The 26,756-nt window shown below is 71.4% G+C and carries 20 protein-coding genes and 1 pseudogene; 9 read left to right on the forward strand and 12 right to left on the reverse strand.

Features of this window, described 5'->3' with window-relative positions; translation table 11 throughout:
• Positions 1 to 65: 65 nt before the first annotated feature.
• From ACFYXK_RS09880 to ACFYXK_RS09900, 5 genes are all read right to left on the reverse strand, one after another.
• Positions 66 to 1,760 (reverse strand): DUF885 domain-containing protein, encoded by a 1,695-nt coding sequence (locus tag ACFYXK_RS09880; RefSeq protein WP_389410634.1) that lies wholly within the window; start codon positions 1,758 to 1,760, stop codon positions 66 to 68.
• Between the two features lie 104 nt (positions 1,761 to 1,864).
• Positions 1,865 to 2,470 (reverse strand): response regulator transcription factor, encoded by a 606-nt coding sequence (locus ACFYXK_RS09885; protein WP_389410635.1) that lies wholly within the window; start codon positions 2,468 to 2,470, stop codon positions 1,865 to 1,867.
• A gap of 350 nt (positions 2,471 to 2,820) precedes the next feature.
• On the reverse strand, positions 2,821 to 3,321 hold the full coding sequence (locus ACFYXK_RS09890) for a GNAT family N-acetyltransferase (RefSeq protein ID WP_389410636.1): 501 nt from the start codon (positions 3,319 to 3,321) through the stop codon (positions 2,821 to 2,823).
• A complete protein-coding gene (locus ACFYXK_RS09895; RefSeq protein ID WP_389410637.1) occupies positions 3,314 to 4,579 on the reverse strand; it encodes an MDR family MFS transporter in 1,266 nt (421 codons plus the stop codon). Before ACFYXK_RS09895 ends, ACFYXK_RS09890 begins: the two co-directional genes overlap by 8 nt.
• Before the next feature lie 9 nt (positions 4,580 to 4,588).
• Positions 4,589 to 6,574: a YcaO-like family protein gene (locus tag ACFYXK_RS09900; RefSeq protein ID WP_389410638.1), complete on the reverse strand. Its 1,986-nt coding sequence runs from the start codon at positions 6,572 to 6,574 to the stop codon at positions 4,589 to 4,591.
• A gap of 861 nt (positions 6,575 to 7,435) precedes the next feature.
• On the opposite strand from ACFYXK_RS09900, the pseudogene ACFYXK_RS09905 reads away from it, so the two are divergent.
• A pseudogene (locus ACFYXK_RS09905) lies at positions 7,436 to 9,934 on the forward strand (SpoIIE family protein phosphatase); the annotation flags it as partial.
• A 48-nt stretch (positions 9,935 to 9,982) separates the two neighbouring features.
• On the opposite strand, the gene ACFYXK_RS09910 reads toward ACFYXK_RS09905, so the two are convergent.
• Complete coding sequence (locus ACFYXK_RS09910) at positions 9,983 to 10,585, reverse strand: TIGR03086 family metal-binding protein (protein ID WP_389410639.1); 603 nt, start codon at positions 10,583 to 10,585, stop codon at positions 9,983 to 9,985.
• Positions 10,586 to 10,946: 361 nt separating this feature from the next.
• Between ACFYXK_RS09910 and ACFYXK_RS09915 the strand changes: the two genes are divergently transcribed.
• Complete coding sequence (locus tag ACFYXK_RS09915; RefSeq protein WP_389410640.1) at positions 10,947 to 11,471, forward strand: hypothetical protein; 525 nt, start codon at positions 10,947 to 10,949, stop codon at positions 11,469 to 11,471.
• 62 nt (positions 11,472 to 11,533) lie between these two features.
• Here ACFYXK_RS09915 and ACFYXK_RS09920 read toward each other — a convergent pair whose 3' ends face one another.
• The 4 genes from ACFYXK_RS09920 to ACFYXK_RS09935 all read right to left on the reverse strand — a co-directional run bounded on the left by ACFYXK_RS09920 (position 11,534) and on the right by ACFYXK_RS09935 (position 15,274).
• A complete protein-coding gene (locus ACFYXK_RS09920; RefSeq protein WP_389410641.1) occupies positions 11,534 to 12,163 on the reverse strand; it encodes a class I SAM-dependent methyltransferase in 630 nt (209 codons plus the stop codon).
• A gap of 60 nt (positions 12,164 to 12,223) precedes the next feature.
• Positions 12,224 to 12,736: a hypothetical protein gene (locus ACFYXK_RS09925; RefSeq protein WP_389410642.1), complete on the reverse strand. Its 513-nt coding sequence runs from the start codon at positions 12,734 to 12,736 to the stop codon at positions 12,224 to 12,226.
• Positions 12,737 to 12,882: 146 nt separating this feature from the next.
• The gene (locus tag ACFYXK_RS09930; protein WP_389410643.1) at positions 12,883 to 14,004 is read right to left on the reverse strand and encodes a nucleotide disphospho-sugar-binding domain-containing protein; all 1,122 of its coding nucleotides are present in this window, start codon (positions 14,002 to 14,004) and stop codon (positions 12,883 to 12,885) included.
• A gap of 220 nt (positions 14,005 to 14,224) precedes the next feature.
• Entirely contained in the window at positions 14,225 to 15,274 is a 1,050-nt protein-coding gene (locus ACFYXK_RS09935) for a helix-turn-helix domain-containing protein (protein WP_389410644.1), read from the reverse strand.
• Between the two features lie 118 nt (positions 15,275 to 15,392).
• Here ACFYXK_RS09935 and ACFYXK_RS09940 point away from each other — a divergent pair, with 118 nt between their 5' ends.
• Together ACFYXK_RS09940 and ACFYXK_RS09945 are read left to right on the forward strand one after the other, a co-directional pair.
• Complete coding sequence (locus tag ACFYXK_RS09940; protein ID WP_389410645.1) at positions 15,393 to 16,289, forward strand: alpha/beta hydrolase; 897 nt, start codon at positions 15,393 to 15,395, stop codon at positions 16,287 to 16,289.
• Between the two features lie 98 nt (positions 16,290 to 16,387).
• Positions 16,388 to 17,464: a serine hydrolase domain-containing protein gene (locus ACFYXK_RS09945; RefSeq protein ID WP_389410646.1), complete on the forward strand. Its 1,077-nt coding sequence runs from the start codon at positions 16,388 to 16,390 to the stop codon at positions 17,462 to 17,464.
• 149 nt (positions 17,465 to 17,613) lie between these two features.
• Here the strand turns inward: ACFYXK_RS09945 and ACFYXK_RS09950 are convergent, their stop codons facing one another.
• Positions 17,614 to 19,683 (reverse strand): phosphocholine-specific phospholipase C, encoded by a 2,070-nt coding sequence (locus tag ACFYXK_RS09950; protein ID WP_389410647.1) that lies wholly within the window; start codon positions 19,681 to 19,683, stop codon positions 17,614 to 17,616.
• Positions 19,684 to 19,997: 314 nt separating this feature from the next.
• Positions 19,998 to 20,201, reverse strand: a complete 204-nt coding sequence (locus ACFYXK_RS09955; RefSeq protein ID WP_030299749.1) for a cold-shock protein — start codon at positions 20,199 to 20,201, stop codon at positions 19,998 to 20,000.
• 410 nt (positions 20,202 to 20,611) lie between these two features.
• Here ACFYXK_RS09955 and ACFYXK_RS09960 point away from each other — a divergent pair, with 410 nt between their 5' ends.
• The 5 genes from ACFYXK_RS09960 (at position 20,612) to ACFYXK_RS09980 (ending at position 26,653) form a co-directional block, all read left to right on the forward strand.
• Positions 20,612 to 21,373: a GntR family transcriptional regulator gene (locus ACFYXK_RS09960; RefSeq protein WP_389410648.1), complete on the forward strand. Its 762-nt coding sequence runs from the start codon at positions 20,612 to 20,614 to the stop codon at positions 21,371 to 21,373.
• A gap of 50 nt (positions 21,374 to 21,423) precedes the next feature.
• On the forward strand, positions 21,424 to 22,692 hold the full coding sequence (locus ACFYXK_RS09965; protein ID WP_389410649.1) for an MFS transporter: 1,269 nt from the start codon (positions 21,424 to 21,426) through the stop codon (positions 22,690 to 22,692).
• Positions 22,693 to 22,855: 163 nt separating this feature from the next.
• Positions 22,856 to 24,076 carry a cytochrome P450, cyclodipeptide synthase-associated gene (locus ACFYXK_RS09970; RefSeq protein WP_389410650.1) on the forward strand — a complete coding sequence of 407 codons (1,221 nt, stop codon included), beginning with the start codon at positions 22,856 to 22,858 and terminating at the stop codon, positions 24,074 to 24,076.
• A gap of 75 nt (positions 24,077 to 24,151) precedes the next feature.
• On the forward strand, positions 24,152 to 24,544 hold the full coding sequence (locus ACFYXK_RS09975) for a nuclear transport factor 2 family protein (RefSeq protein ID WP_389410651.1): 393 nt from the start codon (positions 24,152 to 24,154) through the stop codon (positions 24,542 to 24,544).
• 108 nt (positions 24,545 to 24,652) lie between these two features.
• Positions 24,653 to 26,653, forward strand: coding sequence for an ATP-binding protein (locus tag ACFYXK_RS09980; protein ID WP_389410652.1), 2,001 nt, complete (start codon positions 24,653 to 24,655; stop codon positions 26,651 to 26,653).
• Positions 26,654 to 26,756: the final 103 nt, after the last annotated feature.

Here is a 26,756-nt window from a genome sequence, read left to right on the forward strand (position 1 = left end):
AGCGGCGGGGAGGGCGCCTGGCGCAGGGGGATCCCGACGGCAGGTCGGGGCGGTACCCGCCTCCCTCAGAGCGCTGAAATCTCGCTCAGCAGGTCGTCCAGGCCCAGCGAGCCCTGCGACAGCGCGGCCATGTGCCAGGCCTTGAGGTCGAAGTCCGCGCCGTGCCGGGCCCGTGCCGCCTCGCGGCCCATGAGCCACACCCGCTCGCCGAGCTTGTAGCCGACGGCCTGGCCCGCCATGCCCAGATAGCGGGTGACCTCGCTCTCGACGTAGTCCGCCGGTCGGCTGGTGTGACGGCCGAGGAACTCCTGCGCCAGCGCCGGCGTCCAGCGCTCGCCCGGGTGGAACGGGGAGTCCTTCGGGATCTCCAGCTCCAGGTGCATCCCGATGTCGATGACGACACGGATGGCCCGCATCATCTGCGCGTCCAGGTAGCCCAGCCGCCGTTCGGCGTTGGACAGGAAGCCCAGCTCGTCCATGAGGCGCTCGGCGTACAGGGCCCAGCCCTCGGCATTGGCGTTCACGAGACCCACGGTGGTCTGGTAGCGGGAGAGGTCGTCGGCGACGTGCGCCCACTGGGCCAGCTGGAGATGATGACCGGGTACGCCCTCGTGGTACCAGGTGGTGACCAGGTCGTAGACCGGGAAGCGGGTCTCCCCCATCGTCGGCAGCCAGGTGCGGCCGGGCCGGGAGAAGTCCAGCGACGGCTCGGTGTAGTAGGGGGCTGCGGCACTTCCCGGCGGGGCGATGCGCGACTCGACTCGGCGTACCCGCTCGGCCAGTTCGAAGTGCGTGCCGTTCAGCGTGTCGATGGTCTCGTCCATCAGTGACTGAAGCCACTGCCGGGTCTCCTCGACCCCCTCGACGGCCTCGCCGTGCCGGTCGCACCATGCCAGCGCCTCCCAGGGGGTGCCGGCGCCCGGCAAGACCCTTTCGGCCTCGGTGCGCATCTCGGCGAGCAGCCGGTGGAACTCGCTCCAGCCGTACGCGTAGGCCTCGTCCAGGTCGAGATGGGCGCCGTTGTGGTGACGGGCGAGGCGGACGTAGCGCTCCCGGCCGACGACGTCGGGCGCGCCCTCGACGGCCGGGGCATAGGTGTCGCGGAACCAGTCGCGCAGTTCCGCCAGGCCGCCGGTGGCCACGGTGGCGGCCGTGGTGAGCTCGCCCCGCAGCCGTTCGGGGCCGGGGTCGGTGAACTCCGCGAACCAGCTGCGGTCCGTACCGATCCACTCGGTCAACTGGCCGATGACCGCCGAGACCTGCCGCGGCCCTGCGGGCAGCCCGCGGGCGAGGCCGGCGTCCAGAGAGGCCCGGTAGCCCGCCAGGGCGTCCGGCACGGCCCGCAGCCGTCGCGCGATCGCCGCCCAGTCCTCGTCCGTGTCCGTGGGGGTGAGCGTGAGGACGTCGCGGACCTGGTGCAGAGGTGAGTCGAGGTTGCTGACCGTACGCAGGCCCTCGCCCGCCTCGTGCACCTCGAGTTCGGCGGTGAGCCGCTCACGCAGCAGCCGGGCGCAGCGGCGTTCGGCGACGTCGTCCGCACCGGGAGCGGCCTCCGCGGCAGCGAGCTGCCGCAGGGTCGTACGGGCGAGCCGGGTCACCTCTTCCTGGCCGTCCGGCGAGAAGTCGGGGAGCCGGCCGGAGCTCTCGGCGACGCCGAGGAAGGTGCCGGCGATCGGGTCGAGTTCGACGAGGGCGTCGACATGGCTGTCGGCCACCTGACGGGGCAGCCGACCGCCGCCGGGATGGATGGAGTTGGGCATGCGAGCCGTCCTTGTGCGATGCGTGTGCAATTTCAGTGCCGCCGTGCCTGACATGTGGTCGTTCCTGAGCGAGGGCGGCTGGTCGTGCGACCCGTGGGCGCGGTTCAGATCCATTCCAGGTTCCGGGCCATGCGCAACGCGTCAATGCGGTTGCGCGCACCCAGTTTCACCACGATGGACGAGATGTAGTTGCGCACCGTCCCTTCGGACAGGGACAGCCGTGCGGCGATCTCCTCCACCGTGTCACCGCCGTCGAGACGCTCGAGCACGGACAACTGCCGGGGGGTCAGCGGGCAGTCCCCGTTGGCCACGGCCGCGACCGCGAGCTCGGCGTCGAAGGCTCGCTCACCCTCGTGGACCAGATGGATGGCCTCGACGAGGCGCTGCGGCGGGACACTGCGCCGCACCATTCCGCCGATGTCCCCGGAGAAGGCCCTGCGGACGGCCGATCGGACACACGCAGTGGCGACCAACAGCGTGCGGACCTTCGGAAGGATGGCGATCTTCTCGGCGATGTCGACGGTTTCCTCGTCCCTGCCTTCGAAACTGATGATCACGACATCGGGCCGATTCATCTCGGCGAACTCGAGTGCGGCATACCTGTTGTCGACGGATCCCACGACCCTGATGTCCGGCTGCTGTTCCAGCAGTGCCGTGAGCGCGAATCGAGAAAGGGAAAGATCATCGTAAACCATCACATCGACACTCATTCGAATCCCCCGATCAATTGAGACGATGCAGCGACAGCGTGCGCGTACGAAAACGCCAGTGGGCACCGCCCGTATACGGGCAGGCGGCGGACACTGTGGGAGGCCGGCCGCCGGACGGCCGCGACCCGGGCGTCGTGGGCATACCGAACACCCTTGCACGCGACGTGTTTCGGACGTCGAATCATCCGCTGCCTGTGTCAGGTCGCGCTCGCGGATCGGCTTTCCCGTACGCGCATCACCGGCGGGGGGTTGGTGTCCGGGGCATCGGGGTGGACGCCGGAATACCGGGATGCCGGTTGATCATCGGCCGCCGCACCGCGAGACCGGGGAGCGGCGCGCCCCGGTCATCGCTACGGCGTCAAAGGGAGTGCCAGGAGGTCCACACCGTGCGGTGGCCCCGCGAGTTCGCCGACCTTCTTCCAGCCCCACCGCCGGTACAGCTCGCGCGCCGACGCCCTGCTCGAGGCGGCCAGTACGGCGAACGGCTCGGTGCGGTCGGCCAGCAGCAGGTCCAGCAGCTCACGCCCGTGCCCGCGGCCGCGCAACTCCGTGACGACCGCGAGCTCGTAGACGTAGAACAGCGGCCGGCGCAGCCACCGCGGCGCGGGCGCGGCGGCGCGCGGATGCCACCATCCCTCCTCGCGGTGCACACCGTAGGCGAATCCGCCGAGCACCCCGCCGTCGAGGACGGTGGTGACGGAGAAGCCGGGCAGCGCCGCGTGATCGGCCAGCTGCCGGGCGAAGCCGTCTGCTGCCGCCGCGTCCTCGTGGTAGGGCGGCTCGTGGTAGACCCGGTGGTAGACGTCGCGGAACTCCTCCGGGCGGCGGACCTCGGCCGCGCGCTCAGCCACGGACGGTCTCCCGCTGGACGTACGCGGGCAGCACACGGTGGAGTCGCTGGAGCACCACGACCGCCGCGAGGCAACACAGGCAGAGCGCGAACCACGGCAGGCCCGCCCCCCGCGCCAGCAGCCAGGTGAACACCGTCGGCGCCATCACCCGGGCCAGGCTCCACATCAGCTCCTCCAACCCCAGGTAGCGGCCGCGAAGATGCCCTGCGGCGATCGACACCGTCAGCGCACTGCTGGTCGGGGCCTGGAGCAGCTCGGCGACCGTGAAGACGACCATGCCCAGGATCAGCCCGCCGAAGGCCAGTTCGACGTGCTCGCCGGACACCGCCGCGAACAGCGCGAAGGACACCATCCACAGGACGGACGCCACCTGCAGCACCCTGGTCCGCCGGTACCGCTCGACCGCCCTGGCCACTGCGGTCTGCGCCAGCATCACCATGACCGTGTTGATCGCGAACAGCATCCCGGGCTGCCACGCCGGGAGCCCGCGCGCCTCGATCACGTAGGCGCTCAGCAGCATCGTCAGAGCGAGGTCGCACAGCGCGAACACGCACACGGTGGCCAGGACCCCGAGGAAGGCCCGGTCGGCGAGCACCTCCCGGTACCCGTCGCGCCGCTGTCCCGGAGCGTCCGCGGCCGGGGCCGCGCCGCCGTCGCTCGCGGGCGGCAGCACGGTGGTCCGGCGCCAGGTCGCGACCAGCCCGGCCGCAACGAGGAACGACACCGCGTTCAGCGCGACCACGGCGGTGTAGCCCGAGGTGCCGCCCCAGCCGACGAGCGTGCTGCCCACCAGCCCGCCGGCGCCGATGCCGACGTTGCGCAGGGACCGGTCCATCGCGTACCAGCGTGCCCTGTGCCCCTCGTCGGCCACCTGCGCCACCAGCGCGGAGACCGCGGGCCGGAACAGGCTGTCGCCCCACAGGGTGACCGTGACCAGCACGACCAGCTGCCAGGGAGTATCGGTGAACACGTAGCCGGTGAAGGTCAGTACACGGATCAGGTTGCTCGCGATCAGCACGCGGCGCGGCCCGATCCGGTCGATCAGCGGGCCCCCCAGCGGTCCCGCGGGCAGCGAGAGCAGCGCCCCGACGGACAGCATCAGGCCGACCGTGGTCAGGGGGATGCCCTTGGCGGCGTGGAAGTACACGACGGCGAACGGGAGGAAGAGCCCGGTGCCCAGAGCATCGACGACCTGCGCGACGATCAGAGGCTTACGGCCTTTGGTGTTCGGCAGGCCGAGTGTGTCGATGACAGCCATCGGTATCCCTCACGCGTGGGGTAGTGGAAAGACGTTGAACTCCTCCTCGGCCAACGGCTGCGGCCGCCAGCCGAGCCGGACGCCCGCGCGGCCGATCCTGCCGTCGCCCCACATGGGCATGCCGGCGGGGAAGTTCGACACGAGGCCGGGCACGATCGTGTGGGCGGCACTGAACCCTGCCGCTTCGGCGTCACAGGTCGTCAGGTCGACACTGATCACCTCGAAGCCGCGGGCCTCGACCCGTTCGCGGTACGCCTCGACGCTCCGCTGCGCGAGTGCGGGCAGTCCGTCCCAGGTGCGGGTGGGGAGGTCCAGTACCCAGGGTGCGACCCGCTCCCCCGCCCGCGGATCGAGGTGGACCTGCTGCTGGCACAGCAGGTCGCGGACATCGCTGAAGTCCGGGCGGTAGGAGTCGAGATAGCGCCGGTCGGCGCGGTACGGCTTGAGGTTGCCCAGGTGCGGCAGTTCCGCCAGGCCGTCCGCCAGCATCTTGTCGTCGTCGAGGAAGCGGCAGGTGTGGTGCAGGGTGAACCCCTCGGCGAGCGCCTTCTGCGCCGCCTCCTGCGGGTCGGGCCGGGTGGCGAAGCCGATGCCGAGCCACCCGGCGGCCCGGTCCCGTACGACCGCGGCGAGTACGGGGACGTCGAACTCGTTGTCCAGGTGGATCAGGCTGATGTCGTAGGCGTCCAGAGCGTCCGCGACCAGCTCGCGGATCCGGTCGGTCATCGGCAGGCGGGGAAGGCGGGCGGCGTTGGCCCACCACAGCATGGTGGTGTCCCGCTCGATGACCTCTTCCAGCCCGGAGGTGACGGCGTGCTCCTCGCTGACGCCGCACGCCACCCCGGCCACCAGCGGATCGGAGTAGGCGACCGGGTCGTGCTCTCCGTGGGCGACCAGGAAGGCGGGCACCCACACCGGCTCGCCGGTCGTCCACGAGCGGCCCTCGACCCAGGCGCACTCCGCGTCCACGGTGAGCGGCGCGAAGGGGAAGCCCTCGCTGCGGTACTGCTGCTGCGAATACAGGTGCAGCCGGCGCGGGTCGAGCGCGGGCACCCCGGCCCTGCGCAGCTGGGCGTGGCTGCCGTAGCGGAGCCGCTCCTCGGGCAGCCGGCTGCCGCAGTAGCGTTCGACCGCCTCGCCGACCGCGCTGCGGCGGGCGGCGTCGAAATCGGACCAGGACGTGCCGAACGCCTGCCGGTCGTTGGGCCAGTCCGCGACGCGCCGCATGTCGGCGACGTCCACCGCGCACACCCGCAGCTGCGTCGGCATGCCCGGCAAGGGGGCGAGCTCCTGGACGCCGGTCACCACGCCGACCTGGTCGTCGACGAGCAGGTCCGCCTCGGCGTCGCCGCGCACCACGGGGCGCGGCCGCGTCGGAACCGGCAGGACGGTGCGCTCGATCCGGTCGAGCCGGCGCGGATCGAGCTCGACCTCGTCGACGGTGGCCTCGCCCGTGACCCAGCGCTCCAGGTACGTGCCGAGCTGGGCGGACGTCCAGCGGACGTCGCCGTCGCGCAGCCGGTGGCCGTCCGGCTCCGGAGCGGCCCGCATGGCCTCGACGACCCGCGGGTCCTGTGCCGCGCTGAGCCGGCGGTCCAGTACGTCCGCGAAATCCGCCGTGGTACCGGGCGTGATGGCGGGACCGAGGACGGCCCGGCCGCGTTCATGGCGCAGCGGCAGCCAGCGCAGGCCGGAGCGGGCGCACAGCTCGTCGATACGGCTCAGTTCTTTGTGGGCGGGGTGGGAGAAGGCGGCGACGAGCACGGTGTCGCGGACATCGACGACGGAAAGGTCTTCCGGGGCCGGCCCGACACGTACGTAGCCGGTGGTGCTCAGCGCGTGGGCGAGCGGGGCGGTGAGTTCCGGCGAGCCGGTGACGAGGACCGTGGTGCGCGCCAGTCGCGCCGCCCGCTCGGCGTCCAGGGTGGCCCCGGCCGGGCGCAGGCAGCCGTCGTGCAGCAGCACGTCGACCACTTCGGCGTAATCGGAGGTCATTCCCGCCAGCAGTTCGCTGCGGGACCTGGTTCCGTCGCAGCGCGCCAACCATGCACGGAATTCGGAGGTGGGGGCGGAAATGTAGAACTGCCCACCGTTCGGGGTGGCAAGAAAGCACAGATTCTGCTCGAGGTCGTATATTTCAACGCCCATGATTTCCAAAGCGGTGTCGTCCGCCGACATATCAGCCCCCATAGAAACTGACTCCTGGTGCAAAGTGCCACGGTCCCGGGAGAACCCGGGACCGTGGTCGGAAGACCTCAGAAGGTCATCGTCACTTGGCGACCGAACGGTTGTGGACGACCGCGCGGTTGTGCACGACGGCACGGTTGTGCACGACGGCGCGGTTGTGGACCACAGCGGTGACGACGTTGGCCTTGACGGTCGAGATCATGGAATTACCTCCCGTTTGGGTGTCGCTTACGAGAAATACGTTACGGGCATTCGGAGCCGCCACCTAGGTGCATTCCTCACGAATCCTCGTGGATGGCTCACTGGTCCACCCGGAACTCCCTGTCCGGGAATACGGAACGGGGATGCGGTGTTTTGCGGACTCGCTCGCCACCGGAACGCATCAGTCCACGGGGACGTGGTGGGGACCTGCGTCGGCATCCCGTCCGAGGCGGTGCCGGTCCCGGTCGTCATCGCCCGGGTGGCCTACCCGCTCCTACTCGTCCGGCTTGTCCGGCGGCCGGCGTGCCCGGCACGCCGCAGGTCCCCGCCCATGGCCGTATCCGCCCGCCGCCGGCAGTGCCCACCGGCCAAGGGCCCCATCGGCCTCGCCGGGGCCCTGCGACTCCCGACTCGCCGTGACGGTGCGCGGCGCGACAGCATGGAGGGAGGGCGGTCGGCCGCGGCTGCCCTCGCAGGAAGGCGTTACAGACCGTGACGAGGCAGCGCTTTGCGTTCTGCGGGGCCGAGCTGGCCGCTGTCTACGTGCTCGCCGACGGCCGCGAGGAACTCCATCTGGCCGAGATGACCGGGAACCGCTCCATGCTGTACGGGCTGCCGGCGGTCCTCTCCGTGGACGGGCACTCCCCGGCTGCCGAGGCATACCGCTCGGGCCGCCCGCTGTGGCTGAACCCGAAGGAACTCGCCGCATACGTGGAGGAGGACCCGCACCACTTCCCCGGACGGGTGCGGGACGACTCCGTCAGGGCTTCTCCCGCCAGGCTCTCGCTCGGCGCCCTGCCCCTCGGGCACGGCGCCAAGGAGCTGGGCTGCCTGATCGTCGCCGGCAACGTCCCTGACGGGTTCAGCGACGACCGCCGGAACCTGCTGGAGCTGTACGCCGACCAGGTCGCCGCCGGACTCGCGTCGGTGGCCGCCCACGCCCCCGGGCGCACGGCCCCGCGCCCCGTGCGGGGACACGCGTTGGTGCCGCTGCGGGGCGGCGCGTTCATCCTGGAACTCGACTCCGGCCGCATGGAGGCGCACGCGCGCGTACTCGAGCTGCTCGGGATCCCGCCCGACCAGTTCGACGGCAGGGTGGAGACACTGCTCGCGAGTGCCGTGCCGGACGACATCCCTGCGCTGATGGCCGTCGTGGAGCCCGACAGGCTGACGTCCGGTCCGCAGCAGCTGGCCTTCCGCATCCGCCGACCGGGAGGTGAACTGCGCTGGCTGGGCCTGCGGTGCCGGGTGATGACGGACGACGACGGCACCCCCCTGCGGGTCCTCGGCGTGGTGGCCGACGCCTCCTACCTGCGTCCCAGTGCCGACGAGGTCTCCATCGTGCAACGGCTGTCCGCCACGCTGGCCGGCGCGACGACCATCAGGGACGTCAGCCACATCGTCGTCAACGCCCTGCGCGGCCCGCTGGACGCGAGCCGGGTGGCGGTCGCCGAGCTGGAGGCCGACCGGCTCGTGGTCACCGTCCTCGACCCTCCCGAGCCGCAGGTGTGGCCGGACATGTGGCGTTCGGAATGGCGGTCCGAATGGCCGGACGCCTCGATGCACGACCTGCCCACGCTGCAGACCGTACTGCGAGAGGGCCATGTGAGCCTGTGGCCGCCGGGTGCGGACCTCGAACCCGCTCTTGCGGGGATCGGGCCCGGCGGGCTCGCGGTCCTGCCACTGCCGGCGGACGGCCGGATGGTCGGCGTCTGCCTCGTGGGATGGGACGGCGAGCACCGGTTCGGACCGGAGGAGCGGTCGCTGCTGACCGCCACCGCGGGGCTCGTGGGGCAGGCGCTGATGCGCGCGCACGCGCTGAACGCCGGCCACGAACTCGCCACGATGCTCCAGCGCAGCCTGCTGCCGCGCAAGCTCCCCTCGCTGCCCGGCGGGGTGGCCGTCGCCCGCTATCTGCCCGCGACCGCGGGGCTCGAAGTGGGCGGCGACTGGTACGACGTCATCCCGCTCGGCGACGGCCACGTGGCGCTCGTCATCGGCGATGTGCAGGGGCACAGCGCCGGAGCTGCGACCATCATGGGCCAGATCCGCACGGCCGTGAGGGCCTACGCGGTGGAGCGCCACCCGCCCGATGTGGTCATCGCCCGGGCCAACCGCCTGCTCGTCGGCATGGAGACGGACCTGTTCGCCACCTGCCTGTACGTGGACCTGGACATGGAGGAGGGCATCGCCTGGTTCGTCCGCGCCGGGCACCTGCAGCCGGTCCTGCGCAAACCGAACGGCAGCACCCAGGAAGTGCCGGTCGAAGGAGGACCGCCACTGGGAGTGGTCACGGACACCGAATTCCCCATGACGGAAATCGGCTTGGTCCCGGGGACCATGCTCGCCCTGCTGACGGACGGCATGGTCGAGTCGTCCAACGTCCGTCTGGAGGAGGGCATGCGCCGGGTGTGCGACGTGCTGGCCTCGGCGGACCCGTCCGACCCGGGAATGGTGGCCGACGAGCTGGTCGCGCGGGTCAACCGGCGGGACGACGACGTGGCGTTGCTGCTCCTGCGCTACGACGGCACCCGTATCCGGCCGATGCGGACGCACTGGACCGTCTGGCGCCTCCCCGACGCCGTCCACCACGCTCGCCGTTTCACCGCGCGCACGCTGCGCTCGTGGGGCGTGGCGAAGGAGGTCGACGTCGCCCTGCTGGTGGTGTCCGAGCTGGTCACCAATGCGATCGCCCATACGCAGGGAGAGGTGCGGCTGGATCTGACGCTGTCCGCGGACCGGCTGCGGATCGCCGTGAACGACGCTTCGCCCCGCAGCCCGGTCAGGCCTGCGAACGTGGACTGGTCGTCGACCGGGGGCCGTGGAATCCTCATCGTCGAGGCGACGACGGCGTCGTGGGGCTCGGTGCCGCTCAGCGGCGGCAAGCAGGTGTGGGCGGAGGTGGCGCTGTCCACCCCGCGTACGGCCCACCCCACGCGGGCAGCGGCTCCGCCCGGGGACCGATGACGCTCGCCGGGACAGGATGCGCTCCGGATGGACGGCTGATCGCCCACGTCACGGGGACGCCGGCAGCGTCCAGCCCGGATCACGCCCGCTCAGGCCGACGGCCCGGTCCAACAGCGGGGCGTCGTCGGGTACGGGCACCACCGGCCCGAAGATCCCCTCGCCCCGGTCCCCGTCCTCTGCAGCCGCCAGCAGCAGCGCGTGCGAGGCGCGCAGCGCGGCCTGATCGGGTGCGTATTGCTGACCGGTGGCCCGAGCCAGGTCCCATCCGTGCAGCACCAGTTCGTCGGCAGCCACCGTGCCCGCGATTTCGCCGGGCAGGTCCACGCCGCCGGCGCGGGTCATGCCGGTCCAGGCGGCCGGATCCTTCCAGGCTTCGGCCAGTTCGCCGAGGGCCCTGGGCAGTTCCTCCCGCCAGCGTGCGGGCAGGGCGGGCGAGGCCGAGCCGGGGGCCGTATCCGTCGTGGGGCCCAGGTCCTTGCGGGCGGCGTCGCGGAACGCGACGGCGAGGCCCGCGAGATGACCCAGCAGATCGCCGACCGCGTACTCGGGACAGGGCGTCGGGTCGGCGAGCCCGGTGTCCGGGACGGCCACCGCCAGCCGGGCCACGATCCGGGCTTGTGGTCCGAGGTCTAGCGTCCTCGTGTCGGTCATCTGCCACTCCTCCCAGGCGATGGATCTGCAGGGTAGACCGGCGGAAGAGCCCGTACTCATCGCAACGCGCGGGCCGGTGGTGGTCGCGTGCTGCGTCGACGCCGCCGCAGGCCGCGCCATCGGGCATAGCGTTCACCCTCATTCCATTGCAACGTGCAGGCTAGGTGCTGTTGCATTAGATTCACAGCGATTGCAACGATTTCTCCGCTTCGACCTGCAATGATGCCAATTACTCGCAATAATTAAGTTGCCCGATCAGTGAATGCAACGTAGCGTTTCATGCATGAGAAACAAAGGACCCGAAGGCCTCGCAGGCCGGAGGTACGCGTTTCGCAAAGGGAGCGATCGAAGGGGGCGGACCATGGAGACACTGCAGAGCCGGCAGCAGGCGGCACCCGGCGCCGTCACCGCCTTCGCGCGCTTCGTGCTCTGTGGCGGCGGAGTGGGACTCGCCTCCAGCTTCGCGGTGGCGGCCCTCGCCGTCCGGATTCCCTGGGGCCTGGCCAACGCCCTGATCACGGTGGTTTCCACACTGCTCACCACCGAGCTGCACGCCCGCTTCTCCTTCGGCGCGGGCGGGCGCGCGACCTGGCGCCAGCATGCCCAGTCGGCCGGTTCCGCGGCGGCCGCGTATGCGGGGACCTGCCTGGCGATGCTCGTCCTGCACCAGCTGGTGGCGGCGCCCGGTGCGCTGCTCGAGCAGGCCGTCTACCTGTCCGCCTCCGCAATCGCCGGAGTCGCCCGGTTCGCGGTGCTGCGCCTCGTCGTCTTCGCACGGAACCGCTCGCAGGCCGCGGCCACCGCCCGCACCGCCCGTCCGGTACACCCCACCGTGCCCCGCGCCGCAGCACCGGCCGGCCCGGCGGAGCTCTGCCGCGCCGCCTGACCGGCCTGCTGCGCGGCAACAGCGACGCCCGCAGCAGCCGCCGCCAAGACCGCGGGCACCCTCTACTGGCGGCGGGCCAGCAAGTGGGCGTCGAGGAAGCCCCGCTCGGAGGCCGGGTCGTGGAGCAGCCGGGCGAACGTTGCGAGCCCGGCCCCGGCCAGCAACTCGGCGAAGCGGTCCACCGGCCAGCTGTAGGCGGGCGTCACCTTGTGGTCGAAGCGGACCGGCTCCGGTCCGTCGGTCGCGAAGAACGAGACCAGGAGCAGGCCCCCTGGCGCAAGGACACGCACCTGCTCGGCGAGCAGAGCGGGCACATCCCCAGGCGGCGTATGGATCATCGAGTAGTGGGCCAGCACGCCGCCGAGTGCGCAGTCCTCGACCGGCATGACGTCCATCCGCGCCTCGTCGAACCGCAGCGCCGGATGGGCCCGCCGGGCGTGGTCGATCATGGCCGGGGAGATGTCGAGCCCGAAGGCGTCCAGACCCAGTTCGTGCAACACGGCCGTCAGATGTCCGGGCCCGCACCCGGCGTCGGCAACCCGCAAGTTCCCCGTCCCGCGCACCAGCTCGGCGAAGGTCCCGACCATGGCCCGCGCGAAGGGCCGCGTCTCCAGCCGATCGGCGAACAACGACGCATAGAGCTCGACGACCCCGTCGTAGGCCGCCCTGGTCTCGTCCTGGTGTTCCACCACGGGAAGAAGCTAACACCCGCACCGTTCAACGCCGTTCCCCCGGCCCCGTGCGGACCGTACTCACTCCCCGCCGGCCACGTCGGAGGGAGGCAGGGCCGTGAGGGGGTCCTCGGCGTGGTGGACGGTGCGCGCGAGGGCGTTCTCGTAGGCGGGTCTGGGGAAGACGAACGGTCCCATGGCGAGGTCTCCCCAGGCCGGGCGATGGGGTTGGCGGAAGTCGGACCAGGCGACGGTCTCAGGGGTGGCGGTGATGCGGGTGAACAGGGGCCAGCATTCCCAGAAGCCGCAGGGGCAGCCGAGTACCGCCGTTGCGTCCGTCGGTGTGTGCCGGAGCTCCGGTGCGGCGTCGCCGAGGAAGTGGGGAACAGGATCGCGCACGTCGGACTCCGCCAAACCGGCGTACTGGTGGAACAGGAAGTTCTCCGTGTCCTCCGGCGTCCTCTCGTAGTGGCTCTTCTCTTGCAGCCACAGGGGGCGGGTGGCCTCTGCGGCATGGACACGCAGGTCGGACCCGTCGACGCGGATACCCCACAGCCGGGAGGAGGTGTACGTGAAGAACTCGATGTGCTGCACGGGAACCATCTTGTCGGATCACCACCGGAAGCCTGCGCCCAGGGTGGAGGCGGGGCCGCCACCGGGTCGCCGGACGATGGACGGCACGCACAACGGCCGGTGGCGGGGCGACGGGACCGCGCCGCCACCGGCGGCCGTGCCGCGCTCTACGAGGTGGCCAGGGCCTCGAGGGCGGGGACCGTTTCGGCCGGGGTCGGCAGCGCGGCGTTCTCCGCCTGGAGGCGGGTGGCGGCCTCGCGCAGCGCCGGGTCGGTGATCAGTCGGGTGAGGAGCAGGGCATCGACGTCGTCGGAGGCGGAACGCAGAGCGGCGCCGGTCGAGGTGAGGGCGTCGGCGTTGGTGAAGTGGTCGGCGCCCTGAGGGAGCAGGAGCTGGGGCAGGCCGGCCTGCAGGGCGGTGAGCAGGGTGCCCGAGCCGCCGTGGTGGATCAGCGCGTCGGAGGCGGTCAGCAGCTCGGCGAGCGGGACCCAGGGCAGCGGGCGGACGTTGTCCGGGAGGGTGCCGAGCGGAGTGAGGTCGGCGTCGCCGACGGCCAGCAGGAACTCGGCGTCCACCGAAGCGGCGGCCTCGATCAGGCGGACGATGGCGCGGACGCCGTCCATCTCGGTCAGCACGGTGCCCAGGGTGACGGCGACGCGCGGGCGGGTGCCGCGGCGGAGCAGCTCGGCGGGGACGGTCCCGCCGCCGTTGTAGGGCACGTAGCGCATCCGCAGGCCGCCCGGGTCACCGCCGAGGGAGGCCGGGACGATGTTCAGCGCGGTGGGCTCGGCGGGGCCGGCCACCTGGTACGTCTCGTACGCCTCGGTGAAGTTGGCGGCGAGCCGGCCGACCATGTCGAGGCCGGACGTGACGCCGAAGTTCTGGATCACCGACGGGATCTTGAGCTTGGCCGCGACCAGCGGGGCGGATGCCTGGAAGGAGTCGTAGACCAGCAGGTCCGCGCCCCAGTTGTCGGCAACGTCCAGCAGTCCGTCCACGGTGGTGCGGGAGACGAGCGCGAAGCCGTGGGCGGCCCTGTCGAGAATCTGGTCCTGGGTCATGTCGGGGGCGACGTAGCGCACCTCCTCGCCGGTGGACTGCTCGAACACGTCCCGGATGGTGCGGCCGTCGCCGATCTCGACGATCGGAAAACCTGCCTGGCGCAGCTGGTTGAGCGGCTGCGAGCTCGCGAACAGCACCTCGTGGCCGGCGGCGCGCAGTGCCTGTGCCGTAGGGATCATCGGGAAGAGGTGACCGGCCGCGGCCGGTCCGGTGAAGAGTATGCGCACGGTTTCTCCTTGCCAGTGGTCTACCGGTCCAGGACGAGTCGTGCGGGCTCGCCCCGGTTCGCTTCGGTGAACTGACGGGAAGGCGCGCTGTGTTCCCCGATGGGGATCGATAATCGGACATTCTGTAACGCGACTTCCGGGCATGCCAGGTGGTGCCCTCGGGACACCGCCGACCGCCGTGCCCGCCCGTCGCCTTCACCCGCCAGGGACATGCCACCGTTCACAGCGGCGCCTCGTCGTCGAGCAGGCGCCATGCGGCGAGGGCGAGTCCGGCCCGCTTCAGCCCCGCGGGGCCGGTGAGGTCGATGCCCAGTGCCGTGCCGATCTGCTCGATCCGGCGGGCGACGCTGCTGTGGTGCAGGTGGAGCAGCTCGGCAGCCCGGCGCAGGGACCCGGCGGCGCAGTAGGCGTCCAGGGTGTCCAGGTCCTCGGGGTTGCCGGCCACGCGGGCGAGCGCGGCGACATCGGGGTTCTCCCGCAATGCGCCCCGGGGCACCTGCGCCAGGAGCGCCAGCGCGCCCAGGTCTGCGTAGTGGACGACGGGTTCGCGCAGTGTGGCGAAGCGGAGGGCGGTACGGGCCTCCCGCCACGACCGGTCGGGGCTCTCGGCGGCGCCGATCCCCGCGCGCACGCCCGCCGGGAGCCGGTCCGGGTCGACGGCGGCGGCCAGCACGACCCCCACGCCGCCGATCCGCGCGGCCTTCACCGTACGGTCCGGGCAGACGAGCCCGCCCACCTGGTCGAGCGGCAGCCGCGGCGACCGTACGGCGAGGACCCGGACCGGCAGGCCGGCGGCGAAACCCAGGAGCCGCAGCGCCCGGGCCCTGGCCGCCTCGTCGCCGTCGGCGCTGATCACCAGCTCGACGAGCGCGGGGTCCGCCATGGTCGTCCGGGCCGGACCGTACCGTTCGACGGCCGCCGCGACGGCGAGGGCGAGCCGGTCCAGCAGCACCTCGTCGAGCTGGTTGGCCGGGCCGGGCCGCTCCAGCCACACCGTACCGATCTCCTCCTCGTCCAGGAGGACCACCGCCGTGCCGGATGCGCGCGCGGGCGGGGCGGAGGTCGCGGTGCCGTCGGACGCGACGCGGATCGCCCGCTCCGTGCCGTGGAGCCGTATGCCGGCGACGCACTCGGCCAGGCCGGCCGAGGCCCGGGCCAGCGCCGGGAGGTCCACCCGGCGGCGCATCAGCGTGTCGTAGAACGCGACGATGCGGAGCGCGCCGTCGACGTACGGATCGAGTCCCGACAGCCGTACGGCCAGTGCCTCCATGGCAGAAGCATAGAAGGACGGAAGGAGACGAACGTGCGCCGATCGGCGCGCGATCGCCGCGCAAAGCGCGACGGACGGCGGGCGACCCCGACCCGCGCGGCCCGTGAGGATGGTCCTCATGGACCCCGAACTCGTGCCATTCGTACCGCTGTTCCCCAAGACGGACTTGAGCGACCCGGTCGCCGCCCGCAAGAGCTTCGCAGGACTGGCGGCCTCGGTGCCGGCGCCGGACACCTCCGGCATGGAGGTCGAGGACCGCACCGTGCCCGCCGACCCCGGCGTTCCGGTACGGATCTACCGCCCGCACCGGGCCCACGGCGCCGTCATCTGGCTGCACGGCGGCGGATTCCTCATGGGCGACCTGGACACCGAGCACCCGTGGGCCTCCCGGATCGCCGCCGGCTCCGGCGCGGTGGTGATATCGGTGGGCTACCGCCTCGCCCCCGAACACCCCTTCCCGGCGGCCCTGGACGACGCCTGCGCCGTCCTCGCCTGGGCGGCCGAGCACGCCGCCGACCTCGGTGTCGACCCGGCCCGCCTCGCGGTCGGCGGCCACAGCGCCGGCGCGAACATCGCCGCCGCCGTGGCGCTGCGCGCCCGCGACGAGCAGGGGCCGCCGGTCCGCTTCCAGCTGCTCAACCAGCCCGGTCTCGACGACCGCCAGGACACGTGGTCGGCGCGGAACTTCACCGACACCCCCTGGTTCCACCGCGACAAGGCCACCACGGGGTGGCGGCACTACCTGGCCGACCAGCTCCCGACCCCGTACGCCGCCCCGGCACGGGCCACCGACCTGTCCGGCCTGCCCCCGGCCTACATCTCCACCGCGGAGTTCGACCCGAACCGCGACGAGGGCCTCGCCTACGGGCTGCGCCTGCTCCAGGCGGGCGTGTCGGTCGAGCTGCACCAGTGGCCCGGCACCTTCCACGGGTCACAGGCGATCCTGTCCGCCGAGGTCTCGCACCGGCAGAACGCCGAACTCGGAGCCGTCCTGCGCCGGGCCCTGGCCGGATGAGCCCCACCCTTCCCGCCGGCACGGCTACGGCAGCCCCCACCCCTCACGGGCCGCGGTCCGCGACGGCCGGCCCCGACCCCGCCGGGCTGGAATCCGCCATGGACGGTGTCCACCGCGCCGGCGTACCGGGGGTGTTCGGCGAGGTGCGCGCCGCCGGCCGGACCTGGCGCGGTGCCTCCGGGGTCGCCGACACCACGACGGGGCGCCCCGTCAGCGCGGACATGCGGCACCGCGTCGGCAGCATCACCAAGACCTTCACCGCCGCCGCGGTCATGCAGCAGGTCGAGCGGGGCCGGATCCGGCTCGACGCGCCGATCGGCGGCTACCTGCCCCGGCTGGTACCGGGCGAGCGCGGCAGGAAGATCACGGTACGGATGCTCCTCAACCACACCAGCGGCATCCCCGACTACATCCCCTACGCCTTCCCGTCCCTGCGGGCCGACTCGCCCGCCAGTCTCGACGACAACCGGTTCCGGCGGTTCAGCCCGGAGGAGCTGATCGAGCTGGGACTCGCGGCGCCGCCCGCGGGCGAGCCCGGCGGCCCCACCGGCGTGTACTCCAACACCAACTACCTCCTCCTCGGCCGGCTCCTGGAGCGGGTGACCGGTGTCACGGCCGAGGAGTGCATCACCCGGAACGTCATCGACCGCGCCGGGCTGCGGCACACCGCCTTCCCGGTCGGCCCGCGCATCGACGGACCGCACCCGCGCATGTACGAGTCCCTGTACGGGCTGATCGACCCGCCGCGCGACTACAGCGTCTACGACATGTCCTGGACGGGGACGGGCGCCGCCCTGGTGTCGACCATGGAGGACCTCAACCGCTTCTACCGCATGCTCCTCGACGGCAGGACCGTCGGCCGGTCCTCGCTGGCGCAGATGCAGCGCACGGTGCCCGTCCGCGCCCTGGACGGAACGACGATCGAGTACGGCCTCGGCCTGCACAAGATCGTCATCGCGGACTGCGGCACCTTCTGGGGCCACGACGGTACGGTCTGGGGCGCCGGAACGATGTCCTTGACCCGCGCGGACGGCAAGCTCCAGCTGTCCGTCGCCGTCAACCTCGCCAGGTGGAACGAGCGGGACTCCGCGGGGAGGCCGCAGCCCCACCCCATCGACGACGCCCTGTCGACGCTGTACCGGCAGGCGCTGTGCGACAGCGGCAAGGCCCCGTAGGACCCGGCGGGGGCCCGGCGCTCCCGGCGGTCACCGTGAGCGGGGGCTCCCCCCTCGAGCGAAGCGCCGAACTCCTCCTTCACTGTCCCGTCCCGTCCCGACGCCGGAGCGGGCCCCGTGAGGGCCCGCTCCGGCAGACGGGGCTCGGGTCAGGAGGACTGGTCCGTCAGGATGGCCGGGTCCGAGAGGCCGGCCACGCCGGTTTCGACCTTGCCGGCGAAGCGGCGGCGGAAGTCCGGGGATTCGGATGCGGTGACCGTCACGTCGTACCAGCGTCGCGTGTTCTTCAGGGGCACGCTGTACGTGACGGTGGCGCCCTTGGCGACCGTGAGCCGCTTCGGCCCGCCGCCGTAGGCGTTGGTGACCGTGAGCGTCGCGGTCGACGCCCCCGCGTTGGTGAGGGTGAGGTCCAGGTTCCCGGTGGTGGCGTTGTGGCGGGCCGTGACCTCGGGGCCGGGGGTGGTTCCGGGGTTGCGGAAGCCGCGCAGGAAGCCGTTGGGGCCGTGGACGGTCAGGTCGGTGACCCCGGCCGAGTAGCGGGTGTTCCAGGCGTCCGCGATCGACTTGCCGGCCTCGGTGGTGTACGTCCAGGGGGCGTCGGTCCGGTTGCCGGAGGTGACGTAGAACTGCGCGCCCAGGTCCGGGCCGCCGCTGAACGTGAGCCGGAACTTGCCCTCGCCGGTGAGTGCGGTGCCGTCCACGTACGGGGCGTACTTGAGCGGACGCGTGGGGCACAGGCCCTTCTCCTGGCGCGGCATGGCCGCCACGGCCGGCGGGGTGGCCCGGAAGTCGGGGTGGCGCTCGCGGTCCTGCGGCTCCCAGCGGCCGGTGTCGGGCAGCCGGACCGCGCCGGTGTCCGTGCGGGCGAAGTCGAAGGCTGAGGTCAGGTCACCGCAGACGGCACGGCGCCAGGGCGAGATGTTGGGCTCCTGCACGCCGAAGCGCTTCTCCATGAACCGGATGACGGAGGTGTGGTCGAAGGTCTCGGAGCAGGAGTAGCCGCCGGTGCTCCACGGTGAGACCACGAGCATCGGGACGCGGGGGCCCAGACCGTACGGTCCGGCGACGTAGCCGGCCTTGCCGGGGAAGACGTCGAGCGCGGTCGGCACGGTCGACAGGCCCTGGTTGGCGTCCGCGGGGGCGTACGGCGGGACGACGTGGTCGAAGAAGCCGTCGTTCTCGTCGTAGGTGATGAACAGGGCGGTGCGGGCCCACACGTCGGGGTTGGAGGTCAGCGCGTCCAGCACCTGCGCGATGTACCAGGCGCCGAAGTTGGCCGGCCAGTTGGAGTGCTCGCTGAAGGCCTCGGGGGCGGCGATCCAGGAGATCTGGGGCAGGGTGCCGGCGGTGACGTCGGCGCGCAGCTTGTCGAAGTAGCCCTCGCCGGTCCTGGCGTCGGTTCCGGTGCGGGCCTTGTCGTACAGCGGGTTGCCGGGCTGGGCGCTCCGGTAGTTGTTGAAGTAGAGCAGCGAGTTGTCGCCGTAGTTGCCGCGGAAGGCGTCGTTGATCCAGCCCCAGGAGCCGGCGGCGTCGAGGCCGTCGCCGACGTCCTGGTAGACCTTCCAGGAGATGCCGGCCGCCTCCAGGCGTTCGGGGTAGGTGGTCCAGCCGTAGCCGGCCTCGGCGTTGTTGAGGACCGGGCCGCCGCCCTTGCCGTCGTTCCCGGTGTGGCCCGACCAGAGGTAGTAGCGGTTGGGGTCGGTCGAGCCGATGAACGAGCAGTGGTAGGCGTCGCAGATGGTGAACGCGTCGGCGAGGGCGTAGTGGAACGGGATGTCCTCGCGCGTCAGGTGGGCCATGGTGGCCGGCGTCTTGGCCGGCACCCAGTTGTCGTACTTGCCCTTGTTGAAGGCGCTCTGGCCGCCCGCCCAGTCGTGGTTGAGGCCCTGGAGGTACTCCATGCCGAGGTCGTCGGACGGCGGCCGGAACGGCAGCGTCTCCTTGCCCGCGTTGTCGGTCTGGTGCCAGACGGACTTGCCGCTGGGCAGGGTCACCGGGCGCGGGTCGCCGAAACCGCGGACGCCGCGCAGCGCACCGAAGTAGTGGTCGAAGGAACGATTCTCCTGCATCAGGACCACGATGTGCTCGACGTCGGCGATGGTGCCGGTCGTCCCCTGCGCGGGGATGGCGGCGGCGCGCGCGATGCTCTCGTTGAGCATGGTCAGGGCGGCGGCGCCGCCGGTGAGCTGGAGGAAGCGGCGGCGGTTGAGTTCTGCCATGGCGGGAGGGACCTCTGCTTCGGTGGAGAAGTGCGTGAGCGCCCCCAGGACATCGTGCACGGGGTACCGGAGAGGGAGCCTGGCGTGACCGCGGCGCATACACCAGGCGAACGGCAGTCGGATTCCGTAAGAGTTCGGCCATTCCCCGTCGCCGCAGATGCGCGTGCGGCGTCTCGCCGGGTGGCACCGCGCCGGACCCCGACAGGGTCTACGGCCGCGGGAGGAGACAACCCTCTTGCCGGCAGGGACACGGCCGCAGAGCCAGGCCGCCCCCGGAGCGCACGCTCCGGGGGCGGTGGAAACGGCTGCGCGGATCAGGCAGCGGTGATGTTCTCCGCCTGCGGGCCCTTCTGGCCCTGCGTGATGTCGAACGTCACGGCCTGGCCCTCCTGGAGCTCGCGGTAGCCGCTGGAGTTGATGTTGGAGTAGTGGGCGAAGACGTCGGGGCCGCCGCCGTCCTGCGCGATGAAGCCGAATCCCTTTTCGGAGTTGAACCACTTCACGGTTCCGCTTGCCATGGTCTTGCCTCTCAGTCGATGTCGGGGCCGCACCGCGCGGCCCCGGAGGTGATCGCCCTGGTCCGGCACTGCACAGCAAAACGCCCACGCCAGGGCGCGGGCAGGGACTGCGAACCACGACAGCTGCCGCTGACGCTACACGCAGGAGCGTCCCGTCACCAGAGAGCGACGATCACTGGTTGCCGGGAACAGGGCCCCGAGCGCCGACACCCCAGGACAGATCGGTCAAATCACCACCCAACGCACCGTCATCAACCGGGCCCACTCGACCGGATCTCGAGACGACGGCCCCGACCGGGCCGCACGCGGGCGCATTTCTACTCCAGCAGCTTTCCGCCGGTCCGGTAACTTGCCGACAACCCCCTGGGAACGACCAGCTGCCGAAGAGCGGAACATCCGGAGGATCCCCCGTGCCCAGAGAGGCGCCTTACCTCGCAATGGCCGACGTGCTGCGCGCGCGGATCCTGGCGGGAGAGTGGGAAGTCGGGGAGCGCGTGCCGTCCCGGGCGCGACTCGCCGAGGAGTACGGGGTCGGACGCAATGTCATGCAAAGGGCCATGGACCGTTTGATCATCGACGGTCTCCTCGAAGGACGTGCCGGCTCGGGCACCTATGTCCGCAGGCCGCGCGAGCGACTGCGCCTGGTCCGCTCGCAGCACCGCGAACGCCGGGAGGGGTCTTCTTCCCCCCGCCCCGCCACGCGGGAGCGCGGCAGGGCCGACGCATGGGACGCGCACAGCCGGATACGCGCCCCAGCCCCCGAGGCGATCGCCGAGCGGCTCGCCGTCAGCACCGGAGACCCCTGCGTCAACACGCACTACGAGTTCCTCGCCGACGGGCAGCCCGTCCAGCTTTCCGCATCCTGGGAACCGATGGCCATCACGGACGGAACCCCGATCCTGCTGCCCGAAAGGGGCCCCTTGGCAGGAAAGGGCGTGGTCGAGCGCATGCGCTCGATCGGCGTGCTCGTCTCGAGGGTGGTCGAGGCCCCCCGCCCGGCTCGCGCCACACAGGCGGAGGCGAACCTCCTGGGGATCAGCGTGGGGGACCTCGTGCTCCAGATCGAACGGACCATCTACGACACGGACGGCCGACCGGTGGAAACGGCCGACATCGTCATTCCGGACGCACGCCGAGAGGTGGTCTACGAGTTCGGAGTCGACCCTCCGTAGCGGTTGAAGCCACGGGAGCGGCACCTCACATACGACAGCGGGAGTCCCACATGTCACAAGCCCCTCGGATCGACCTCTTACGAGATCGGGACTTCGGGCGGCTGTTCGCCGCTACCGCGCTCGGTCAACTCGGCGACCGCATCACCTTTCTGGCCCTTCCCATGGTTGCCATCGCGGCATTGAACGCCGGGGAGTTCCAGGTCGGTTTGCTCACCGCCATGACCACGGCAGGATCGCTCTTGGTCGGTCTGCCGGCCGGTGCATGGGTGGACCGCATGCGGAAGCGAGCGGTCATGATCAGTGCCGATCTCGCTCGCGCGCTGGTCCTCCTGACGATACCCGCGGCGTCGTGGGCCGGCCTTCTCACCCTGTGGTGGCTCTACGCCGTTGCCTTGGTCCACGGAGTGCTGACCGTCTTCTTCGACGTCGCGTACGTCAGCTATCTCCCACACCTGGTCGGACGCGGCAATCTCGTGGAGGGGAATGCGAAACTGTCGGCCGTGCGCTCGGTGACCAGCATCAGCGGGCCGACGGTGGCAGGGCCGCTGGTCGGCATGGTCGGAGCCCCTGCAACGCTTCTGGCGAGTTCGGCCGGGATGGCATTGTCCGGACTGCTCGCGAGCGCGATCCGCAGGCGCGAACAGAGGCCGGAGTCGAGTGAACACCCGCAACTTGGCCGAGAGATCAAGGACGGGTTGGAATTCACCCTTTCTCACCCCACCCTGCGCGCGATCATGGCGGGGGACGCGGCATTCAACCTGTTCCTGGTCATGTATCAAACCATGCTGCTGGTCTTTCTGGAGCGGGAGATGGGCCTGCAGACCTCCGGCATCGGCCTCATCCTGTCGGGAATGGGCTGTGGCGCCCTGCTGGGTGCGCTGTCGGCAGCCGGCGTCGCGAAGCGGGTCGGGCAAGGTCCGGTCATCTGGATCGCATCCCTGGCCACCTGCCCACTGACCGCCCTCATGCCGTTGGCGCGGCCCGGCTGGAGCCTGTACGTGGCTGCGGTCGGACTCGCGGCTCTCTCACTGGGCGGAGTCGTCCGCGTCGTAGCCCAGTCAAGCGTCCAACAGGCCCTGACACCGGACCGGCTTCTGGGCCGTGTGAGCGCAACAGCGCGATGCGTGTCCTGGGGCGGCATCCCTCTCGGTGCCCTCTTGGGCGGAGCCTCGGGCTCTGTGTTCGGAGCAGCAAGCACCTTGTGGATCGGAGCAGCCGGCATGACGCTGAGCGCCCTCCCCCACTTCCTGTCACCTCTTCGGACCATGCGTACGTTGCCCACGGAGAAGTCACCGAGTTCATGCACTGGTGATGCATAGGGCTTCATCAGGCCTCACTCAGGCAGCGGGCTCACGAGCGGAACCCGCACCGTCGTTCTCTCGTCCTGCATGCCGGGCGGGTCTGCCTGCTGCTCCCGCGCGAACGCAAGGGCCCTCCGGCTCTTGCCCGTTGCGCGCACTGTGCCCTTCGAAAGGTCTTCGCATGCCCGTGGTCCACCCCCACTTCAGCGTCCTGTCCGAGGAGTTCGCCGCTGCCCCCCACCGCTACTTCGCGCAGCTGAGGGAGCAGGCCCCGGTGCACTACGAGCCGGCGATCGACAGCTACTTCCTCTCCCGCCACGAGGACGTGAAACGGGTACTGACCGACCATGAGGCATTCACCACCGAGACGCTGCAGGTGCGCGCCGAGCCGGTCATGCGGGGGCCGGTCCTCGCCCAGATGACCGGGGCCGAACACACCGCCAAGCGAAAGATCGTCGTACGGGGTTTCACCGGCCAGGCCCTTCAGGACCAGATACGCGCCATCCATGCGAACGCCGCCGCACTCATGGGCCCGTTCCTTGCCCGGGGCCGGATGGACCTGGTCAACGACTTCGGCAAGCCCCTCGCCGTCCACGTGACGCTCGACGTCCTCGGTCTGGACAGACGGGACTGGCAGCAAGTGGCCGCCTGGCACAGCGGGGTGGCCGAGTTCATCACCAGTCTGGCCCTCACCCCCGAGCGCCGCCGGCACTGCATGGACTGCGCCGAGCAGTTGGAGGCCTATCTCCTCCCCGTCATCGAACAACGGCGCCGCAGACCCGGCGAGGACCTGATATCGAAGCTGTGCACCGCCGAGTTCGACGGAATCGCCATGAGCGACCGCGACGTGACCGCACTGATCATCAACGTTCTGGCCGCCTCCACCGAGCCCGCGGACAAGACGCTCGCCCTGCTCTTCAAGCACCTGATCGACCATCCCGAGCAGTTGGCGCAGGTCCGCCGGAACCCGGAACTGCTGGCCGCCGCGATCGCCGAGACCCTGCGCTACACCCCGCCGGTCCAGCTCATCCCCCGCCAGGCCGAGAAGGACTCCGTGTTCGCCGGCACCACCGTCCCGGCAGGTGCCACCGTCTTCTGCATGATCGGCGCGGCCAACCGCGACCCCGAGGCCTTCACCGCCCCGGACGCCTTCGACATCCACCGCCCGGACCTGGGCACCGCCCGCTCCTTCACCGCGGCCGCCCAGCACCTGGCCTTCGGTACCGGACTCCACCAGTGCGTCGGCGCCGCGTTCGCGCGCGCCGAGATCGAGACCGTCGCCGCCATGCTCCTGCCCCGGCTCGACCAGGTCCGCTACAGCCCCGGCTTCCGATACCGGGAGGCCGGCCTGTACACCCGGGGCCCCGTCTCCCTGTCGCTGGACTTCACCCCCGTCCGCTGAGGCGGACGGCCACGACCGACGGCCGCCGCTCCCCCGGCCTTCGCATACCCCTACTCTCCCCAGGTGAAGACGACCATGACATCGACCGACATCACCCGAGCCATCACCGACCTGCTGTTCAGCCCGGACCTCGACCTCGCCGAAGCCCTCGACCGGCACTTCGCCCCCGACTACCGCCAGCGCACCAACGGCGTGTGGAGCGACCGGACTTCCTTCGCGCAGCACATCACACGCCTGCGCTCCCTGATCCGCAGCGGACACATCGAGGTCCACGACGAACTCCGCGACGGACGGCGCTACGCCGACCGCCACACCGTCACCCTCGGCCACCACGACGGCCACACCTCGCGCACCGAGGTCTACCTCTTCGCCGAACTCGCCCCCGACGGCCGCTTCCAACGCGTGGAGGAGACCACTCTCCTGATCACCGGTCAGCTCGACGACGAGAACCTCGGTCTCGTCAAGTGACACGGGCGGGCCTTCGAGACGAGCCTTGCTCACTGAAGGCCCCCCTCCCCTAGGATTTCCGTTCGCCCGGTCGGATCCGGGTGGTGCACAAGGAGGACCTCAGCCGCCATGGTGTCCGTTGGAGAAAGACTGAGCAGAGCGCGCGTACGGGCCTTCATCGGCCGGGACGAGGAACTCGGGCGCTTCGGGGAGGCCTTGGCCGGCGATCCGCAGGCGCCGTTCACGTTCTACGTATGCGGGCCGGGCGGCATCGGGAAGTCGACGCTGCTGCGGCGCCTGGCGGACCACGCCCGTACGGCCGGCCGGCAGCTCGTCGAACTCGACGGTCGGTTCGTCAGCCGGGACCCGGCCGACTTCGAGCAGGCCGCCGGCCCGTTCCTGGACGCTGCGGGCACGGTCCTGTTCGTGGACTCGTTCGAACACTGCCAGTGGCTGGAGAGCTGGCTGTGGCACCACTTCCTGCCCCGCGCCGCGGACGACACCCTGGTGGTCCTGGCCGGCCGGCGTGCCCCCCAGCCGCAGTGGACCGCCGACCCGGCCTGGTCCCGGCTCCTGCACGTGACCGAACTGGAGCCGTTCTCCGAGGAGCAGGCCCGGAGCCTGCTGGTGGCGGCGCAGATCCGGCCCGAGCTGCGGGACCGGGTGCTCCGCTTCGCCGGAGGCAATCCGCTGGCCCTGTCCCTCGCGGCCGCGGCAGGATCAGCGGGCTGCGGCAGGGAGGAGATCTGGGCCCCCACGGCGGACGTCCTGCGCACCCTGCTGGCGGGTCTGATCGGGGAGGTGCCCACTGCGGTCCACCGCCGCGCCCTGGAGGTGGCGGCGCAGGCCCACTCGACGTCCGAGGAGCTGCTCGCCGCGGTGCTGCCCGGAGAGGATGCCCATCTGCTCTTCTCCTGGCTGCGGGAGCTGCCCTTCATGGAGTCCACGCACCGGGGGCTCCACCCGCACGACGCCGCACGCGAGACGCTGGCCGCCGACCTGCGCTGGCGAGCGCCCAACGCCTTCGAGGCGATGCGCCAGCGCCTGGCGGACGAGTACCTGCGCCTGCTGCGCGAAGCACCCGAGGAGCGGGTGTGGACCGTCACCGACGAGCTCTTCTACCTCTTCCGGGAGGGCGAGACCCTGGCCCGACTGCGTTCCTGGTCCCGTGAGGACGAGGTGCACGACCGCCCTCTGCACCCGGACGACATCCCTGCCGTGCTGCGCATGGCAGAGGAGACCGAGGGAGCGGCTTCCGCGGAGCTGGTCCGCTATTGGGCGCAGCGCCAGCCACAGGCCTTCAGCGTCTACCGTCTCGTGGACACGGGCCGGATCGTGGCGTTCACGGCCCGACTGGCGCTGCCGGCCCCTCCCGACCCCCGGGACCTGGCCACCGATCCCGTCGTTGCCGCCGCGTGGCAGTACACCGATGCCACCGCGCCGGTGAGCCCCGGCGAGCACATCGGCGTCAGCCGCTTCTCGATCTACCCCGAGCGGTACCAGGTTCCCTCGCGCGTCATCGACCTGAGCAGCTCCCGGGCCCAGGCGGAGGCGACCCGCGCCCGCGGCCGTGCCTACGGCTTCGCCGTCTTCCGTGACGCGGAGACCTGGGCCGAGCGGGTCGAGGGCACCCTCAGCGACACCGGGGCGCGCCCGCGGGTCGGTGAACACACCTACGGGCTGTTCGGCGTCGACTGGCGCCGGATACCCGTGGAGACATGGCTCCAGAGCTTCATATCGGCCCCCGAGGCGCCCGTGCCGGCCGGACCGTCGCCCGTCTCGCGTACCACGTTCGACCAGGCCGTGCGTGAAGCGCTGGCCCACTGGCGCGACGCGGGCGCCTTCGCGGCCTGCGCCCTGCTGCGCACGCGTCTCGCGGCCGACTTCGGTGATCCTGTCGGGGAGTTGCGTGCCCTGCTGCGCCAGGCCGTCGACGACCTCGCCCGTGACCCGCGCGGAGTGCGCGCCCGCGAGGCCCTGACGGCGGGCTACTTCTCCGGTGCGCCCACTCAGGAAGCCGCCGCCCGCCGCCTCGGCCTCCCGTACGGCACCTATCGCCGCCACCTGCGTCAGGGCCTGGACCTGCTCTGCGAAGCGCTGTGGCAGCAGGAGCTGCACGGCTCCCGGTAGCAGGGGCAGGGGCGCGGCCCCGGCGGGACCGGGTGGACAGGTGCGGACAGGAGTGGACAGCGCCCGCCCCCGTCGGGCCTGGAGAGTGGACACCACCCGAAGC

Origin of the sequence: Streptomyces sp. NPDC002209, from assembly GCF_042890265.1 — a bacterium.
GTDB lineage: Bacteria > Actinomycetota > Actinomycetes > Streptomycetales > Streptomycetaceae > Streptomyces.

Bases quoted from the DNA above. Each gene is read 5' to 3' on its own strand.
- ACFYXK_RS09880 (WP_389410634.1), bottom strand. From the start codon at position 1,760: ATGCCCAACTCCATCCATCCCGGCGGCGGTCGGCTGCCCCGTCAGGTG.
- ACFYXK_RS09885 (WP_389410635.1), bottom strand. From the start codon at position 2,470: ATGAGTGTCGATGTGATGGTTTACGATGATCTTTCCCTTTCTCGATTC.
- ACFYXK_RS09895 (WP_389410637.1), bottom strand. From the start codon at position 4,579: ATGGCTGTCATCGACACACTCGGCCTGCCGAACACCAAAGGCCGTAAG.
- ACFYXK_RS09900 (WP_389410638.1), bottom strand. From the start codon at position 6,574: ATGACCTCCGATTACGCCGAAGTGGTCGACGTGCTGCTGCACGACGGC.
- ACFYXK_RS09910 (WP_389410639.1), bottom strand. From the start codon at position 10,585: ATGACCGACACGAGGACGCTAGACCTCGGACCACAAGCCCGGATCGTG.
- ACFYXK_RS09915 (WP_389410640.1), top strand. From the start codon at position 10,947: ATGGAGACACTGCAGAGCCGGCAGCAGGCGGCACCCGGCGCCGTCACC.
- ACFYXK_RS09935 (WP_389410644.1), bottom strand. From the start codon at position 15,274: ATGGAGGCACTGGCCGTACGGCTGTCGGGACTCGATCCGTACGTCGAC.
- ACFYXK_RS09940 (WP_389410645.1), top strand. From the start codon at position 15,393: ATGGACCCCGAACTCGTGCCATTCGTACCGCTGTTCCCCAAGACGGAC.
- ACFYXK_RS09945 (WP_389410646.1), top strand. From the start codon at position 16,388: ATGGACGGTGTCCACCGCGCCGGCGTACCGGGGGTGTTCGGCGAGGTG.
- ACFYXK_RS09950 (WP_389410647.1), bottom strand. From the start codon at position 19,683: ATGGCAGAACTCAACCGCCGCCGCTTCCTCCAGCTCACCGGCGGCGCC.
- ACFYXK_RS09955 (WP_030299749.1), bottom strand. From the start codon at position 20,201: ATGGCAAGCGGAACCGTGAAGTGGTTCAACTCCGAAAAGGGATTCGGC.
- ACFYXK_RS09965 (WP_389410649.1), top strand. From the start codon at position 21,424: ATGTCACAAGCCCCTCGGATCGACCTCTTACGAGATCGGGACTTCGGG.
- ACFYXK_RS09970 (WP_389410650.1), top strand. From the start codon at position 22,856: ATGCCCGTGGTCCACCCCCACTTCAGCGTCCTGTCCGAGGAGTTCGCC.
- ACFYXK_RS09975 (WP_389410651.1), top strand. From the start codon at position 24,152: ATGACATCGACCGACATCACCCGAGCCATCACCGACCTGCTGTTCAGC.
- ACFYXK_RS09980 (WP_389410652.1), top strand. From the start codon at position 24,653: ATGGTGTCCGTTGGAGAAAGACTGAGCAGAGCGCGCGTACGGGCCTTC.